The following is a 15,279-nucleotide window of genomic DNA, read 5'->3' on the forward strand; positions in this document are numbered from 1 at the left end:
GCTATGCGTATCGTTCAATATCAGCGGTCTTGATAAATCTGTGCCAAGATTTTGTCCGCACCTTGTGCAATGAGCGCTTCAGCTACCACCACGCCCACGGCTTCGGCAATTTGCTGCGACTCCCGTGCGTCATCAACTAACGCGTTATGATGCTCAGCTTTTAACAAGGTTTTACCATCTACACTGCCGACCCGACCCTGTAAATGAATTTGTCCATCTTGAATGGTAGCAAAGCCTGCAATCGGTACTTGGCAACCACCCTGCAAATGACGATTCATGGCGCGTTCTGCCATCACGCATAGACGGCTTGGCTCGTCATTGAGCGGTTCTAGTAGTGCCAGCACATCGGCATCATCACTTCGGCATTCAATGGCAAGCGCACCTTGTCCGACCGCTGGCAGGCTGATATGCGTATCAAGTTCATGGCGGATACGATCGGTAAGCCCCAAACGCGTCAAGCCACTGGTTGCCAAAATAATGGCATCATATTCACCTGCATCTAGCTTGGATAAGCGCGTGCCTACATTACCGCGTAGGCTAATAATTTCTAAGTCAGGACGATATTGCTGAATTTGGCATTGACGGCGTAAACTTGAGGTACCAAGTTTAGCCCCTTGTGGCAACGCATCTAGACTTTCATAGTGATTTGATATAAAGGCATCGGTTGGCTGCTCACGCTCACAATATGCGCCAAGCGTCAGACCTTCAGGGAGCACCATGGGTACGTCTTTGAGCGAATGCACGGCGATATCGGCACGTTTTTCATATAAGGCTTGCTCAAGCTCTTTGACAAATAAGCCTTTGCCGCCGATTTTTGCCAGCGGGGTATCTAGGATTTTGTCGCCTTTGGTGACCATCGGTACTAGATTGACGGTCAGGCTTGGGTACAGCGCTTGCAAACGCGCTTGGATGTGTTCGGCTTGCCACAATGCAAGCGGGCTTTGGCGAGTGGCGATATTTAAAGTCGTTAACGTAGTCATAGCAGTATCTTTTTTAGCATTCGATAAAAATGCCTAACTCTCTAAGCTAGGCATTTGTCAGATGGGTATCTGTCAGTGATTCAGCGAGTTAGGCAACAGTATAGCAAAATGTCAGGCTAATTACTCTTACGGCTCATTGAAGTAGACGCAAACATACGAAAGCCTACGCTACATTGATTGGATTTTATCCCGTAGTAATGGCAAATGACGGCGGCTGATGGCAAGCTTGTCAGGTAAACCTTTGAAACACACTTGGTACTGGCCTTGGTCAATCGCTTCAAGCATTTCTAGGTAGTTAAGATTGATTAATGCATTGCGATGGATACGAAAGAACGCATCACCAAATTCTTGTTCAAGCTCTTTGAGCGTTTCATCAATTAAAACCGTGCCACCTTTATGACGGATTTGCACGTATTTTTGGTCAGCCGTAAAGTAATAAATATCTTGCAGCGCAATCAGCTCCACACCACGATGGGTACGCGCCGCAATATGCTGACGATTGGACTGTGCTAGCGGATCTTCTAATCGACTGATTTCATTGAGCTGTGCATTACTAAGCGTTGATGCTCTCGCTAGCGCCTGTAACACTTCTTCTTTGTTGGCAGGCTTTAGCAAATAGCCAACCGCGTGTGCTTTGAATGCGGCAATCGCGTAATGGTCATACGCGGTCACAAAAATAATGGCGGGCGCATTATTAAGCTCATTGAGCTCTTGGGCGCAGCGGATACCATCCATTCCTGGCATCCGAATGTCTAACAAAATTACATCGGGTGCGAGTTCTTTGACTTTTGCAATGGCCTCCATACCTGTGGCTGCCAGGGCAATTACTTCATGTCCCTCTTCTCTTACGATACGTGCCAACCTCTCTCGGGCTAGTGGCTCATCGTCACAGATCACAATTCTCACTGTTTACTCCTTTGCTCCTTTGAGGTCAAAAACACATGCCTTTAACCCTACAAATCTTACTTACTTCAAAATCTTATGCCAAATCCAACACAACCTCTTTGTGAGCAATCAAACCCTTATAAAATAGCGCTTAACTGATTAGATAAACTAATAAACGCATTTTATTAAGTAGATGCTAATATATCATAGTTTGTTAAATAAAATGTAAAATGCCGCGTTAGATTGGTGACTTTTTTATGCCAATTCCGACTAACAACATAAATGGGCTAAAAAGCTGCGACATCTTTGAGGGGATAGCGAATTTGAGTGATTAGCAATTGACCAGATAATTCAAAGTGAATACTGGCTTCATGACCAAAGTACTGACGTAAAATTGCCAGTTGACTGTTAAACTGCAGTTTTTGGTGAATATCTTGACAAATCAGCTGATACGTCGTTGCCGGTAGCTCAATTTCGACATCAATTTTGGCAACATCGTTTTGCCAATCGATACTAATATTAATGTCAATCGGGTCGGTGCTGTTTTCAACAATCAGTACGATCAGTTTTTCAATCACCATTTGCAGCGACAGCGAGGTAATCACCATATCATAGAGCAAATCTTCATCGGGCAGATGCCAGGTTACCTTCAGCTTTTTATCAAAACGGTATTTTTCGATGCTCAAATAGCTTTCGCATAGCTCCATCTCATCAAGTAGCGCAATCTCACGCGTCTCATCAAAGCTCACCCGATACAGATTTGAGATATGACAAATCATTCTCTCGGCTTCATACGCATCGGTTTCTATCAGATATTGCATAGTATTGAGTAGATTAAAGAAAAAATGCGGGGTGATACGCGCCTTTAACTGCTCGTTTTGCTCGATGAGTTTCTGTTGGTTACGCAGTTCAGCGCGGCGAATATTTTGATACTGTATCTCAAAAAAAGTGAGCAGCACCGCTATCATCAAAAAGGCACATAAAGTATTCACCAGGGTTTCTAGTATCAGCGTATTTAAACTGACTTCATAGCCCAGTGTGAAAAATAACAGCAACCGACCTAGCAAACTCAGTACCGGCACGATAATAAACGAGGTCGATAGCAGATAGGCGGTGATTTGTTTTGAGCGCCAATTAAATTCTCTGAATTTTTTGGCAGAATTCGCCACAAAAACCATTTCACCCGTCACAACTAAGCTAGTAATCACCACTGTTTCAATGCTATGACGGATAATCAAACTGATATCATGGGTAAAAGTTAACAGCGTTACAATCGAAACCAGTGAATAAAACGCGATATAGCTTGCCCACAGTTTGATGGTCTGTTTTTCGCTCATATTGGGCAGGAAAAAGGTGCTGGTGAGCGGCTCTTTAATCCGCTTGAGTGAAATTTGTGAGGCATCCTCAGTTTTTGCTATACTAGCCCTAGATTTTGCAGAGGGAAATAACAGCTCCAGCAATCTCATTGTTTTTATTCCTTTCACACTTACACAAAAAATGGACGTATTATGAGCAATCAAATTTCCGCTGATTCTAGCACATCTAGTATGTGGGGTGGACGTTTTAGCGAAGCCACCGACAGTTTTGTCGCTGAATTTACCGCGTCTGTCGGATTTGACCAACGTTTTGCCAATCAAGACATTGCAGGCTCGATTGCTCATGCCACCATGCTGGCCAAAGCAGGTATTATCACCGAGGCGGAAAAAGACCAAATCGTTGGCGGTTTGACCCAAATCAAACAAGAAATCGCCGATGGCAAGTTTGTGTGGTCGGTGGCGCTTGAAGACGTGCACATGAATGTGGAGTCTCGTCTGACCGCTATTATTGGCGATGTCGGCAAAAAACTGCATACAGGGCGTAGCCGTAATGACCAAGTTGCAACCGATATCCGTTTATATCTGCGTGATCAAACCGATATTATTTTAGGATTACTAAAACGTCTACAAACGGGCTTACTGGATTTGGCAAGCGAGCATACCGATACTATCATGCCAGGCTTTACCCATCTGCAGACCGCGCAGCCTGTTAGTTTTGGTCATCATGTGATGGCATGGTTTGAGATGCTAATGCGGGATAGCGAGCGCTTGATTGATGGTCGAAAACGTATCAACCAAATGCCCCTAGGCGCCGCAGCACTGGCAGGTACGACTTATCCGATTGAGCGGGAATTTACCGCAGAGCTGCTAGGCTTTGAAGGGATTTGCCAAAATTCGCTGGATGCCGTATCCGACCGTGATTTTGCCATTGAATTTGCCAGTAGCGCAAGCCTGTTAATGATGCACTTGTCACGTATGAGTGAAGAAATCATCTTGTGGATGTCAGCGCAATTTGGGTTTGTGGTCGTCCCGGATCGTTTTTGCACGGGCTCATCGATTATGCCACAAAAGAAAAATCCCGATGTGCCAGAGCTGGTACGGGGTAAAGCGGCACGCGTGTTTGGCGATATGATTACCCTATTGACCTTGATGAAAAACCAACCGCTGGCTTACAACAAAGATAACCAAGAAGATAAAGAGCCGTTATTTGACGTGGTAGATACTGTGACAGGGTCCCTACTTGCCTTTGCTGATATGCTGCCAAACTTAATTCCAAACAAAGAAAATATGCGTGCTGCGACTATGAAAGGGTATGCGACCGCCACTGATTTGGCGGATTATCTAGTGCGTAAAGGCTTAGCCTTCCGCGACGCGCATGAAGTAGTGGGTAAAGCAGTAGCGTTAGGTGTGCAAAAAGGCGTAGATTTGAGTGAATTATCGCTTGATGAGCTTCAAGGCTTTAGCGACTTAATTGGTGAGGACGTGTTTGAATATCTGACCCTTGAAGGCTCACTCAATGCCCGTAACCACATTGGCGGTACAGCGCCTAATCAAGTCAAAATGGCGATTGAACGTGGGCGTCAGCGTATTGAACGATTAGGTCATTAATATGCCAAAACTGTTCTCGTATGGCACATTACAACAAGAAAATGTACAGCTTGCCACCTTTGGGCGTACACTGGTGGGTAGTAAAGACCAACTCATTGGCTACCAGTTGGGTGAAATCGAAATCACCGATGACGATGTGGTCGCCACAAGTGGCAAACGTTTTCATCCGATACTACTTAAAACCAATAACCCAACCGACAAAGTGGCAGGTGTGATTTTTGATATTACCGATGCTGAGCTTGCCCAAGCTGACAGCTACGAAGTCGATGCCTACGCACGAGTGGAAGGTCACTTTGACAGTGGCGCTACCGCGTGGATTTATGCCGATGCAAGCGACTTAGACTAGCAACTATTAACAGGATAACAAATGGAAACTTATAACCCCGCTGACCACATGGTCATGTGCCGTAAATACAAACAAAAGCTACCCAAAATGCCGAAACCGCCGTTTCCTAATAAGCTTGGCGAAGAATTGCAAAACACCGTGTCTGCCAAAGCGTGGAACGAATGGCTAGAGCACCAAACCATGCTCATCAATGAGAATCACTTAAGCATGATTGACCCAGAAGCCAAAAAATTTATTACCGAACAGCGCAATAAATTTTTGGATAATGAAGACTACGAACGCCCAAAAGGCTGGACAGCGCAAAAATAAATAAGCGCTAACAACAAAAAACCCCAAATAGATTTATTTGGGGTTTTTGCTTTTTTGGTGTTGATTAAACCATGACAATCAAAGTTTGACCCATTTAGGCAGATAATAAATAACGCAGTTAAAGCCTTAAGCTTGCGCTTCTTCTTTACGCACTGACAGTTTTTCACGGATACGTGCTGATTTACCAGAACGGTCACGTAGGTAGTAAAGTTTGGCGCGGCGTACATCACCACGACGTTTTACTTCAATTTTTGCAATTTGTGGTGAATGGGTTTGGAACGCACGTTCAACACCTACACCACTAGAGATTTTACGTACGGTAAACGCAGAGTTTAAGCCGCGGTTACGTTTAGCGATAACAACACCTTCAAATGCTTGTAGACGCTCACGGTCGCCTTCACGCACTTTTACTTGTACGACAACAGTGTCACCAGGACCAAAACTTGGTACGTCTTGCTTAAGCTGGCTATTTTCGATTTGTTGAACCAAAGGATGTTTGTTACTCATGAGATTTTCTCCTCTCACTGGGGACAGAGGCTAAGCTGACTAAGGTTAGTTGATGTCAGCAAATGCGCATACTCCCCGCTAATTTTATGTGCCTTGATAGCAATTGACACGATTAGGGCATCCGTCAAGTGGATGAATCTGGGTTGCTGTCTTTAGCAGATTGCGCTGCTTCTGTCAGCCATTTTTGTTGCTGTTTGGTTGGCACAAAGGCTTGCCACAAATCAGGACGTCTTAACTGGGTGCGTGTTGCCTGCTGAATAAATCGCCACTTGGCGATGTTGGCATGATGCCCTGACAACAGCACGTCAGGCACTTTCATCCCTTGATATTCAGTCGGTTTGGTATATTGTGGACAATCGAGCAAGCCATCCACGAAAGAGTCTTGCTGCGCCGATAAATCATCGCCCATCACATTGGGCAATCGGCGTATCACACTATCCATCAATACCATCGCGGGCAATTCACCGCCTGTCAGCACGTAATCACCAATTGAGCACTCGATATCGACAGACTGACTCACTAGTCTTTCATCGATGCCTTCATAACGACCGCATAATAAAATCAAGCCGTCATATTGGCAAAAATCAAGCACCCTGCTTTCGCTCAGTGTCTTGCCTTGTGGCGATAAGTACACCACAGGACAGGTTTTACCGCGCGCATTGGCTTGCGTTTTGGCGTAGTCGATGGCTTTTTGTAACGGTTCTGCCATCATTACCATACCAGGACCCCCACCAAACGGACGCTCATCGATACGACGATAATTGTCTGTGGTAAAGTCTCTTGGGTTAATCAGCAAGATTTCCGCTTGCTTGCGAGCCAGCGCCCGCCCAGTGATGCCAAAATCGGTGATACTAGCAAACATATCGGGTAAAATGGTTATCACCGCAAAAAACATACGCTATTCTCACTATAAACTGGCACTTTAATCTACTAAAACATCAGTGTTAGTAATCACTGCCCCAATCGACCATCAGGGTCTGCTCGGTCAAGTTTACCTCGCCAACGGTCTGTTTGTGCCAAGGAATCAATCGTTCTTCGCCATCCACACTATCAGCAGTCGGCTCGACTACCATAATGGCATGGGCCCCTGTTTCAAACAGCTCTTTTACACGTCCTAAAATGACATTTTCTGACTGGCTAATCACCGTCAAACCAATCAAATCTGACCAATAATATTCGTTTTCTGCAAGCTCGGACAGATTGTTTTTTTCTGCCCAAAGGCTCACGCTAAACATGGTTTCTGCGATATTGCGGTCGGGTACTTCGTTAAGTTGTACCACGTAGCCTTTACCTTGTTGTCGCCAGTTTTTTACCGTTAAGGTCTTTTGACCCATGGCAGTATTGATGACCCAAGGCTGCATATCAAATATCGCTTCACGGTCTTCAGTAAAGCTAAATACCCATAACCAACCATGAATGCCATAAGGCTTTTTTAGCTCGCCGATTTTAAACAGCGATGCGTTAGCCTCATTGGTATGCAAGTCTGTCGGTTGTTTTGCCATATTAAAGTCCGCTCTACTTAATTTTTATAAAAAATTAAGCAGTTGCTTGTGCTTTGCTAGCTGCTTTAAATAAAGCGGCAACACGGTCAGAAGGTTGTGCACCTTTGTTGATCCATGCTTGGTAAGCGTCAGCGTTGATACGTAATGGCACTTCTTGACCTTGCGCTAGTGGGTTAAAGAACCCGATGTTTTCGATGTAACGACCGTCACGGGCATTGCGTGAGTCGGTTACCACGATTTGATAAAATGGGCGTTTTTTCGCACCACCGCGTTGTAAACGGATAACTACCATAATGTTCTCTCTGTGAATGCAATCAATTGAATCTAGTTCAGTGGTTAGAGCCTAAAAGACCCAAACAATTGAAAAAACGGCATAAATACAGTTTTAGCAAAGTTTAGGTACACCAAAAAGGGCAATAGTTTAGCATATTTTTATCAAAATCAATAGCTTTTTGGGGTAAATTTTGACTTTTTATATTTAGCGCAAGTTTAATCACATTGAAGCGATGCCATCGCTCACCAGTCCATAAAACCAGTCCATAAAAAAGGCGCTTATTTGCGCCTTGTTTAATGATTGAATAGCCTATTATGTCAATAGCAGCCAATTATCGTTTCATCGTTTCATCGTTTCAATCAGCACATATACCCCTGCCCCGACCAGATAGCCAATCAGTGCAAGCCAAGTGATTTTTTTCATGTACCACATAAACGGGATTTTCTCCATGCCCATCGCTGCCACGCCCGCGGCCGAGCCGATAATCAAACAGCTACCGCCTGTCCCCGCACAATAAGCCAAAAACTCCCAAAACATGCCATCTTGACGAAACAGCTCAAGGCGCGCTGCCTCACCTGCCGCCGCTTGCGCGATACTGGCATCGGTGGTCAGCGGATACATATTCATTGCCCCTGCTACCAAAGGCACGTTGTCCACGATTGAGGATAACAAGCCAATCATGACATTGATGAGATACACATTGCCAAAAGTGGCATCCAGCCATTTTGCTACGTCACCGAGTATGCCCGCAGTGGCAAGTGCTGCCACCGCCAATAAAATACCGAGGAAAAATAAAATACTGGGAATATCAATGCGGCTTAGTACGCCTTCAACCCCGATACGCTCACGGATATAATCATCTTGGTGACGGTGCATGATTTCAGTGACCATCCACAGTATAGCCAAGCCAAACAACACACCGACATAAGGGGGCAAATGGGTAATGGTTTTAAAAATTGGCACAAATGCCAATGCTCCCAACCCCAGCAGTAACACTGTCATGCGCGTTTTTTGACTGATGCTGTCTTGAGCGTTTGATTTGATGGTAGCACGTAGGCTTTCGATACGCTGCTCTATAGGCATACTAGCCAATTCACTGTCAGATTCTTGTCCGCTTGGCAGTACAGGCGCGGTCACGGTTTGACCCTTTAGCTGCATCATCACCAAACCCATGGGGATTAACGTACATACGATACTTGGGATAAACACATTTGCCATAATGCCCGTTGCGGTAATCTGCCCACCAATCCATAGCATGGTGGTGGTGACATCGCCCACAGGTGACCAAGCGCCACCTGCATTGGCCGCAATCACAATAAGACCGGCAAAATACCATCGCATTTTTTGGTCATCGATGATTTTTGACACCAGTGATACCATTACAATGGTGGTGGTTAAGTTATCGAGTAACGATGAGAGAAAAAAGGTGATAATGGTAATAATGGCGAGTAGCTTACTGGCATTTTTGGTATGGATTTTATCGGTAATCACTCGAAAGCCATCATGCGCATCAATCAGCTCAACAATCGCCATCGCCCCCATCAAGAAGAACAAAATCTCGGCGATTTCTGCCAAATGCTCACGTAACTGCTCGCCGACAAAATGCAAGGAATCTTGATGATTTGCAAGGCTGGCGGTCACCGAATGGTTGGCAACAAGCGTATCGATACCAAAGGTCAGCAGTACCCATAACGCAATCGCAGTCAGTAGCGCGCTGGCAGCTTTGTTGACATGAATATTGTGCTCAAAGGCAATCGCCATATACCCTAATATAAAAATCCCTGCTATCACCACGTATAACATTATCGCTACCCCTGTTATGCTAATACCCACATGCAAAATATCTTAACCTTAGTTGGCATTATACGGTAAAATTATCGCCAAATTCTAGCGACACGCATTTTGACTAGCCTAGCTCAATTTGCGCCAACCGACAACAGGACAACCCCATGACGACGTTATCAACTACGCCAACTTTAATTATCCCTGCCATTGACCTCAAAGACGGCAAATGTGTCCGCCTCAAACAAGGGCGTATGGAAGACGATACCGTATTTAGTGATGACCCTGTCGCAATGGCAAGCCGCTGGGTAAAAGAAGGCGCTCGACGCCTGCATTTGGTGGATTTAAACGGTGCTTTCGATGGCGTGCCGGTGCATAAAGACGTCGTCACCGCGATTGCCAAAGCCTACCCAAATTTACCCATTCAACTCGGTGGCGGTATCCGTAGCCTTGATACCATCCGTCATTATTTAGAAGCGGGTTTGAGCTATATTATTATCGGTACCAAAGCAGTCGAACAACCTGAATTTGTTGAACAAGCGTGTCAAGAATTTGCCGGTCATATCATTGTAGGTATTGATGCCAAAGACGGCATGGTAGCGACACATGGCTGGGCAAATGTCACCGATGTCAAAGCGGTGGATTTGGCAAAACGCTTTGCCGATGCAGGCGTATCTTCTATCGTCTATACTGATATTGCACGTGATGGCATGATGCAAGGCGTCAATGTCGAGCAAACAGTCAACTTGGCAAAAGAAGGCGGTATTCCGGTGATTGCCTCAGGTGGGGTGACGGATTTACAAGACATCGAAAACCTAAAACCCTACAGTGATTATCTTGAAGGTATCATTACAGGCCGTGCCATTTACGAAGGCACACTCGATATTGCTGCGGCGCAGGCGCTTCTCGATAGCTAGCAGGCGCTTCTCGATAGCTAAATGATATCTAATTCGCTATATGACGGAAGGTCAGATTAATTCTACCTTCCGTTACTTTTTTGGTTTTAGGCAGGCTGTGTAACCAATGGCGCTGGGTTTGTCCGCGCATGACAATGAGCTGTCCATTTTGCAAGGGAATCTCGACTTTTTCCTTGGTGATGCGGTGCTTAAATACAAATTTACGGGTTGCCCCTAATGAGACAGACGCGATAATGGGTTCATTACCCAGTTCGCTTTCATTATCGGCATGGTAGCCCATGCCATCATCGCCTGTGGGGTAATAATTAAACAAACAGGCGTTAAAATTTGCGCTCATATGTTGCTCAGCCAGCAGCAATTCTATGTGCTGTTTTAATGCCAAAACATCTGCTGTCCAAGGCGTTGCCGTCTTGCGTTGTCCAGAATAGTGATAATCGTTTTCACTCATCCACACGATTTGGCGGTGGGTGACATGGGTTTTGCCAAAAATTGTGACAACGTCATGCTGCCAAGGTAACTGCGTTAAAAAATGCCGATAAAGCGCATTGGGCTCATAAGCGGGGTTGTCAAAAACCTGCCCAAAATCATTGACAATGCCATCGTAGGGCAATAAATTCTCGTTGGGATTGGCGGCAAATAAACTCATGTTAGCTTGTCAACTTTAGCTTTTGAAAAATGAGCTTGGCGCATAATTCTGGTGCTTCAAGTGGCAGTAAATGTCCATAGTCATTGAGCACCGTCATTTGCTCACTGGGCACGAACTTATCCCACATTTGGCGCACTTGTTGACTGATAAACATCGACGGCTTACCGATAATTAACTGCACAGGCACTTTGTTGTCGGCAATAAGCTGTTGTAATGGCTTCATAATCAGCGGTGTACCAAAATAATTGGCGAGCTCTTGCTTGGGTGAAAAACGTAGCGTGAGTTCAGCCTGCTCACCTGGCTCTAAACTATTTTTGGCATAGGTTAAAAGGTGTTCATCGGTGATACGTTTGTACGCTTTATGACGGCGAAGAAACTGATAATACGCATCCACACTGCCCCAGTTGGCTTGTTTGACTTGGGTGCTTTTAAAGGGTTCTCGGGTCATTTTCACCATGCGTGGCACTAAGCTATAAAGCTTGCCTTGCTGGTTGGTAAAGGTGACAGGCTCAAGCAAGTAAAGCGCGCTAAACAAATCTGGGCGTTTGGCAGCCGCCATGGTGGTGGCAGTTGCCCCTTGTGAATGCCCGATACCGATGACGGGCTTGCCGTCTCGCTCTGCTAGGGTCGCTTGCAAGAACTCAATCAAGACATCCGCATCTTGTTCCCGCGTCAGCGCGTTTTCGGTCGGTTTATCGTACCATTCACCCCGCATGGTTAGCGCGGTGATGTTAAGATGTTGCGCTAAGTCGCTCAAGAGTGGCTCATAGACGCCTAATGCAAAACCGTTACCGCCGTAAAAATGGGCATTCTGGCTGGCAGTGGGGTTTTTGATGTTATAGTATTTGGCGTTTTTGCCGTTTAGATTGATGCGTTGTTCTTCCATGCCAATTGTCCTAATTAATCACTTTTTTAGCCACTTTTTAGTGACTAAAAGGTGACTTGGTTACTTGATTATAAGACCCAGTGAAAAGTTATGGCCACCCCTTTTGTGACTTGGCATTCACCCTTGCCATTGGGCTATATCAAATCTAACGTAAGTTAGCCGTACCTTTATTTAATCATCTTCCCCAAGAAAACCGCCACTTTGTCTTGCCCACAATTTGGCATACACGCCATTTTGAGCTAAAAGCTGGGCATGGCTACCTTGCTCGACAATTTGTCCTCTATCCATCACCACCAATCTATCCATCGACGCAATTGTCGATAATCGGTGGGCAATCGCAATCACGGTCTTGCCTGCCATCATATCGTTAAGACTGTCAGTGATGGCGTATTCCACTTCGCTATCGAGTGCTGAGGTCGCTTCATCGAGCAGCAAAATCGGGGCATTTTTGAGCATCACTCGAGCGATGGCAATGCGCTGGCGTTGTCCGCCCGAGAGCTTGACCCCTCGTTCACCGACTTGGGTATCCAAGCCGACATTGCCTTTTGCGTCGCTTAAATGTTGGATAAACTCCCACGCATGCGCTTGTTTGGCGGCGCTGATGATTTGCTCATCGGTGGCATCTGGGCGACCATAGGCAATATTTTCTCGCACGGTGCGGTGTAGTAGTGAGGTATCTTGGGTGACCATGCCGATTTGTTGGCGTAAGCTTTCTTGGGTGACATCGCTGATGTTTTGATTATCAATCAAAATCGCGCCACCATCGACATCATAAAAACGCAGTAGCAAATTCACCAAGGTTGATTTACCTGCCCCAGAGCGTCCCACTAGACCGATTTTTTCACCTGCTTTAATTTCAAGGTTAAAATCATCGAGTAGTTTTTGCTTGGCATCGGTGTCATTGGTTTTATTGCCACTGCGACCATAATTAAAATCGACATGGCTAAAGTTGATTTCGCCTTGCGTGATGAGTAAATCCCTAGCATTCGGCTTATCTACCACGGTATGCGGTTTTGACAAGGTTTTCATGCCGTCCTGCACGGTACCGATATTCTCAAACAATGCTGCCGTTTGCCACATTATCCAATGGGTCAATCCATTAAGACGCATCGCCATCGCAGTCGCTGCCGCAATCGCTCCCACGCTCAAGCCGTTGTAATACCACAGATACAAACCGAGGGCTACCGTAGTACCGACCAACACCACATTAATCAAATGATTGACCAGCTCAAGGCGGGACACCCAGCGCATCTGCTCATGCACCGTACCCAAAAACTGGCTCATCGCATCTTTGGCATAAGTCAGCTCACGGCGAGAGTGGCTAAATAATTTTACTGTCGTGATATTGGCATACGCATCCGTAATCCGCCCTGTCATCAAAGCACGCGCATCGGCTTGGCGACTGGCAGAGTTTTTAAGCTTGGGGATAAAATACGCCACAGTGGCAAAGAACATCACCATCCACAACAAAAATGGAATAAGTAACCAACCATCAAGGTGAAATAAAATAATGCCACTACTGACAAAATACACCAATACATACACCAGCATATCAGCAATGGTCATAATGGTATCGCGCACCGCAAGCGCGGTTTGCATCACCTTGGCAGATACCCGCCCGGAAAACTCGTCTTGATAAAACTGCATGGATTGACCGAGCATTTGACGGTGAAAACGCCAGCGCATCTGCATCGGGAACACGCCTTGCAAGGTCTGAAAATGAATCAGCGAACTTAAGCCCACCAAAATCGGGCTGACCACCAACACAGCCGCCATCATTAGCAAACTATTGCCTTTTTCTGACCACAGATTAGCGGGCGTATAAGCACCCAGCCAGTTGACGATATCGCCAATCCACTTGTACAGTAGCGACTCATACACGCCTATCAAGCCCGTCAAGAACATGAAGGCAAAAATCCAACCGCGCAAGCCCTTGGTACACGCCCACAGAAACTTCAGAAAATTATCCGTCGGTAGGTTGTAATTGTCTTCTGGATAGACTTCCAGACGATTTTCAAAAAAACGAAATAAACCCATAATTGATTATCAGTAGTTTAAAATTATCTGTGTTATTTTAGCAGATATTGAGGATTGATAGCAGGGTTGCTGACGGCTAGCTACAATCCTTTACATACAAGTAAACAATTTTCAACTTAATCCCTAAGGGGTAGTTATCAAAACTTTTTTATCGCCATAAAAAAGCCATTATCCTAGAATAATGGCTTTTTTTGAGGCTTTTTTAGAGGCTTGTTTAGCCGCTACAATATTGGGTAAAAGTGCAAAAATAAAACAATACACATGACATTCTTATGAAGCCTTATAAAGCTTGCGCGATACATTTTTGCGCCAGATTTATTTTGCGATAGATTCATTTTTCGATAGATTGATGATAAGGCAAATTTACTGCGGTTAATTCGCCTTTTTTTATCCACTAATCAAACCGATAGATATCCATACCCAAATTGTAGTGAGCAAAGCTTTCATGCATCACCGACATCACATCCCCTGCCCCTCGCGCAAAAAATACAGGCAATAAATGCTCGGGCGTTGGGTGATTGTGGCGAGCCAAGCTATGCGTCTGCCAATCAAACATCGTTTTGTCATTGGCTTTTAGCTGATCTATTATCCAGTATTTAAAGGTTTTGGCTTGCGGCTCAATCTGTTGGCTGTTAAAACGCACATTGTATAAGTTATGGGTAATACTGCCCGATGCCACAATCAACACCCCTTGTTGCCGTAGCGGCGCAAACAACTGCCCAAGCTGATACAACTGACTAGGGCTAAACCCGTGTGGCAACGACACCTGCACGATTGGCACATCGGCATTGGGGTACATGTGTAGCAGCGGTGTCCAGACACCATGATCAAATGGTTGATTGTCGACCACTTTAACCGCCACTTGCATTTGCGCTAGCTGCTTGGCGATACTTTGCGCAGCTGCTGGATGACCGACTGCGGGGTACTGAATTTCAAATAACGCTTTAGGAAAGCCCCCAAAATCATGTAAAGTGCTGGGGGCTGGATTGGCGTTGATCAGCCACTCGCCACTTTCCCAGTGCGCCGACATGATAAGGATAAGCTTTGGCTTGGGTAAAGCAGCACCAAGCTGATGCAGCGCCTGAGTAGACGGCGTATCTTCAATCGCAATCGTCGGTGCGCCATGCGAGATAAATAAACTCGGCAGCGTTGGCTCGTCAATGCTTGCGCCTAATACATCAGTTAATGTTAAACCCTTCATGGCGACCTCCTATTGTTATCACCTAAAATTTTATTAACTAGGCACTGACAGTTTGTCCGCGATTATCAAAGGAAAAAGCACCC

The 15,279-nt window shown here is 45.5% G+C and carries 16 protein-coding genes; 4 read left to right on the top strand and 12 right to left on the bottom strand.

Translation table 11 applies throughout. From position 1 onward, the window contains the following. Positions 1–20: 20 nt before the first annotated feature. The 3 genes from hemC to RTN07_RS05375 form a co-directional block, all read right to left on the bottom strand. Positions 21–980: a hydroxymethylbilane synthase gene (hemC, locus tag RTN07_RS05365; RefSeq protein WP_312176389.1), complete on the bottom strand. Its 960-nt coding sequence runs from the start codon at positions 978–980 to the stop codon at positions 21–23. 168 nt (positions 981–1,148) lie between these two features. Further along, positions 1,149–1,886, bottom strand: coding sequence for a LytR/AlgR family response regulator transcription factor (locus tag RTN07_RS05370; protein WP_007115157.1), 738 nt, complete (start codon positions 1,884–1,886; stop codon positions 1,149–1,151). A gap of 266 nt (positions 1,887–2,152) precedes the next feature. After that, on the bottom strand, positions 2,153–3,331 hold the full coding sequence (locus RTN07_RS05375; protein WP_312176392.1) for a histidine kinase: 1,179 nt from the start codon (positions 3,329–3,331) through the stop codon (positions 2,153–2,155). Between the two features lie 81 nt (positions 3,332–3,412). Between RTN07_RS05375 and argH the strand changes: the two genes are divergently transcribed. The 3 genes from argH to RTN07_RS05390 are packed head-to-tail and all read left to right on the top strand — an operon-like array spanning position 3,413 to position 5,444. Continuing rightward, positions 3,413–4,789, top strand: a complete 1,377-nt coding sequence (argH, locus tag RTN07_RS05380) for an argininosuccinate lyase (RefSeq protein ID WP_177343765.1) — start codon at positions 3,413–3,415, stop codon at positions 4,787–4,789. Position 4,790: 1 nt separating this feature from the next. Further along, on the top strand, positions 4,791–5,135 hold the full coding sequence (locus RTN07_RS05385) for a gamma-glutamylcyclotransferase family protein (RefSeq protein WP_076774745.1): 345 nt from the start codon (positions 4,791–4,793) through the stop codon (positions 5,133–5,135). Between the two features lie 21 nt (positions 5,136–5,156). Continuing rightward, the gene (locus RTN07_RS05390) at positions 5,157–5,444 is read left to right on the top strand and encodes an oxidative damage protection protein (RefSeq protein WP_007115982.1); all 288 of its coding nucleotides are present in this window, start codon (positions 5,157–5,159) and stop codon (positions 5,442–5,444) included. 126 nt (positions 5,445–5,570) lie between these two features. Here RTN07_RS05390 and rplS read toward each other — a convergent pair whose 3' ends face one another. The 5 genes from rplS to nhaD form a co-directional block, all read right to left on the bottom strand. Next, a complete protein-coding gene (rplS, locus tag RTN07_RS05395; RefSeq protein WP_007115984.1) occupies positions 5,571–5,951 on the bottom strand; it encodes a 50S ribosomal protein L19 in 381 nt (126 codons plus the stop codon). Between the two features lie 124 nt (positions 5,952–6,075). After that, a complete protein-coding gene (trmD, locus tag RTN07_RS05400) occupies positions 6,076–6,846 on the bottom strand; it encodes a tRNA (guanosine(37)-N1)-methyltransferase TrmD (RefSeq protein ID WP_312176395.1) in 771 nt (256 codons plus the stop codon). Positions 6,847–6,895: 49 nt separating this feature from the next. Next, positions 6,896–7,453, bottom strand: coding sequence for a ribosome maturation factor RimM (gene rimM, locus RTN07_RS05405; protein WP_007115986.1), 558 nt, complete (start codon positions 7,451–7,453; stop codon positions 6,896–6,898). 34 nt (positions 7,454–7,487) lie between these two features. After that, a complete protein-coding gene (gene rpsP, locus RTN07_RS05410; RefSeq protein ID WP_007115987.1) occupies positions 7,488–7,745 on the bottom strand; it encodes a 30S ribosomal protein S16 in 258 nt (85 codons plus the stop codon). Between the two features lie 321 nt (positions 7,746–8,066). Next, positions 8,067–9,530, bottom strand: coding sequence for a sodium:proton antiporter NhaD (nhaD, locus tag RTN07_RS05415; RefSeq protein ID WP_312176399.1), 1,464 nt, complete (start codon positions 9,528–9,530; stop codon positions 8,067–8,069). 146 nt (positions 9,531–9,676) lie between these two features. On the opposite strand from nhaD, the gene hisA reads away from it, so the two are divergent. Continuing rightward, positions 9,677–10,426, top strand: coding sequence for a 1-(5-phosphoribosyl)-5-[(5-phosphoribosylamino)methylideneamino]imidazole-4-carboxamide isomerase (gene hisA / locus RTN07_RS05420; RefSeq protein ID WP_095356674.1), 750 nt, complete (start codon positions 9,677–9,679; stop codon positions 10,424–10,426). 28 nt (positions 10,427–10,454) lie between these two features. Here hisA and RTN07_RS05425 read toward each other — a convergent pair whose 3' ends face one another. From RTN07_RS05425 to RTN07_RS05440, 4 genes are all read right to left on the bottom strand, one after another. Beyond that, complete coding sequence (locus RTN07_RS05425) at positions 10,455–11,072, bottom strand: alpha-ketoglutarate-dependent dioxygenase AlkB family protein (protein ID WP_065253860.1); 618 nt, start codon at positions 11,070–11,072, stop codon at positions 10,455–10,457. Between the two features lies 1 nt (position 11,073). Further along, positions 11,074–11,958: an alpha/beta fold hydrolase gene (locus RTN07_RS05430; protein ID WP_065253861.1), complete on the bottom strand. Its 885-nt coding sequence runs from the start codon at positions 11,956–11,958 to the stop codon at positions 11,074–11,076. A 171-nt stretch (positions 11,959–12,129) separates the two neighbouring features. Further along, positions 12,130–13,995, bottom strand: a complete 1,866-nt coding sequence (locus RTN07_RS05435) for an ABC transporter ATP-binding protein (protein ID WP_312176405.1) — start codon at positions 13,993–13,995, stop codon at positions 12,130–12,132. A gap of 394 nt (positions 13,996–14,389) precedes the next feature. Next, complete coding sequence (locus RTN07_RS05440) at positions 14,390–15,196, bottom strand: DODA-type extradiol aromatic ring-opening family dioxygenase (RefSeq protein WP_312176406.1); 807 nt, start codon at positions 15,194–15,196, stop codon at positions 14,390–14,392. Positions 15,197–15,279 lie beyond the last annotated feature (83 nt).

The sequence above is a fragment of the Moraxella sp. CTOTU46934 genome (genome assembly GCF_031979465.1).
Classification (GTDB): domain Bacteria; phylum Pseudomonadota; class Gammaproteobacteria; order Pseudomonadales; family Moraxellaceae; genus Faucicola; species Faucicola tetraodonis.

What these genes read in the sequence shown, in the direction of transcription:
- hemC (WP_312176389.1), bottom strand. Translation starts at nt 980, where the DNA reads ATGACTACGTTAACGACTTTAAATATCGCCACTCGCCAAAGCCCGCTT.
- RTN07_RS05375 (WP_312176392.1), bottom strand. Translation starts at nt 3,331, where the DNA reads ATGAGATTGCTGGAGCTGTTATTTCCCTCTGCAAAATCTAGGGCTAGT.
- argH (WP_177343765.1), top strand. Translation starts at nt 3,413, where the DNA reads ATGTGGGGTGGACGTTTTAGCGAAGCCACCGACAGTTTTGTCGCTGAA.
- RTN07_RS05385 (WP_076774745.1), top strand. Translation starts at nt 4,791, where the DNA reads ATGCCAAAACTGTTCTCGTATGGCACATTACAACAAGAAAATGTACAG.
- RTN07_RS05390 (WP_007115982.1), top strand. Translation starts at nt 5,157, where the DNA reads ATGGAAACTTATAACCCCGCTGACCACATGGTCATGTGCCGTAAATAC.
- rplS (WP_007115984.1), bottom strand. Translation starts at nt 5,951, where the DNA reads ATGAGTAACAAACATCCTTTGGTTCAACAAATCGAAAATAGCCAGCTT.
- trmD (WP_312176395.1), bottom strand. Translation starts at nt 6,846, where the DNA reads ATGTTTTTTGCGGTGATAACCATTTTACCCGATATGTTTGCTAGTATC.
- rimM (WP_007115986.1), bottom strand. Translation starts at nt 7,453, where the DNA reads ATGGCAAAACAACCGACAGACTTGCATACCAATGAGGCTAACGCATCG.
- rpsP (WP_007115987.1), bottom strand. Translation starts at nt 7,745, where the DNA reads ATGGTAGTTATCCGTTTACAACGCGGTGGTGCGAAAAAACGCCCATTT.
- nhaD (WP_312176399.1), bottom strand. Translation starts at nt 9,530, where the DNA reads ATGTTATACGTGGTGATAGCAGGGATTTTTATATTAGGGTATATGGCG.
- hisA (WP_095356674.1), top strand. Translation starts at nt 9,677, where the DNA reads ATGACGACGTTATCAACTACGCCAACTTTAATTATCCCTGCCATTGAC.
- RTN07_RS05425 (WP_065253860.1), bottom strand. Translation starts at nt 11,072, where the DNA reads ATGAGTTTATTTGCCGCCAATCCCAACGAGAATTTATTGCCCTACGAT.
- RTN07_RS05430 (WP_065253861.1), bottom strand. Translation starts at nt 11,958, where the DNA reads ATGGAAGAACAACGCATCAATCTAAACGGCAAAAACGCCAAATACTAT.
- RTN07_RS05435 (WP_312176405.1), bottom strand. Translation starts at nt 13,995, where the DNA reads ATGGGTTTATTTCGTTTTTTTGAAAATCGTCTGGAAGTCTATCCAGAA.
- RTN07_RS05440 (WP_312176406.1), bottom strand. Translation starts at nt 15,196, where the DNA reads ATGAAGGGTTTAACATTAACTGATGTATTAGGCGCAAGCATTGACGAG.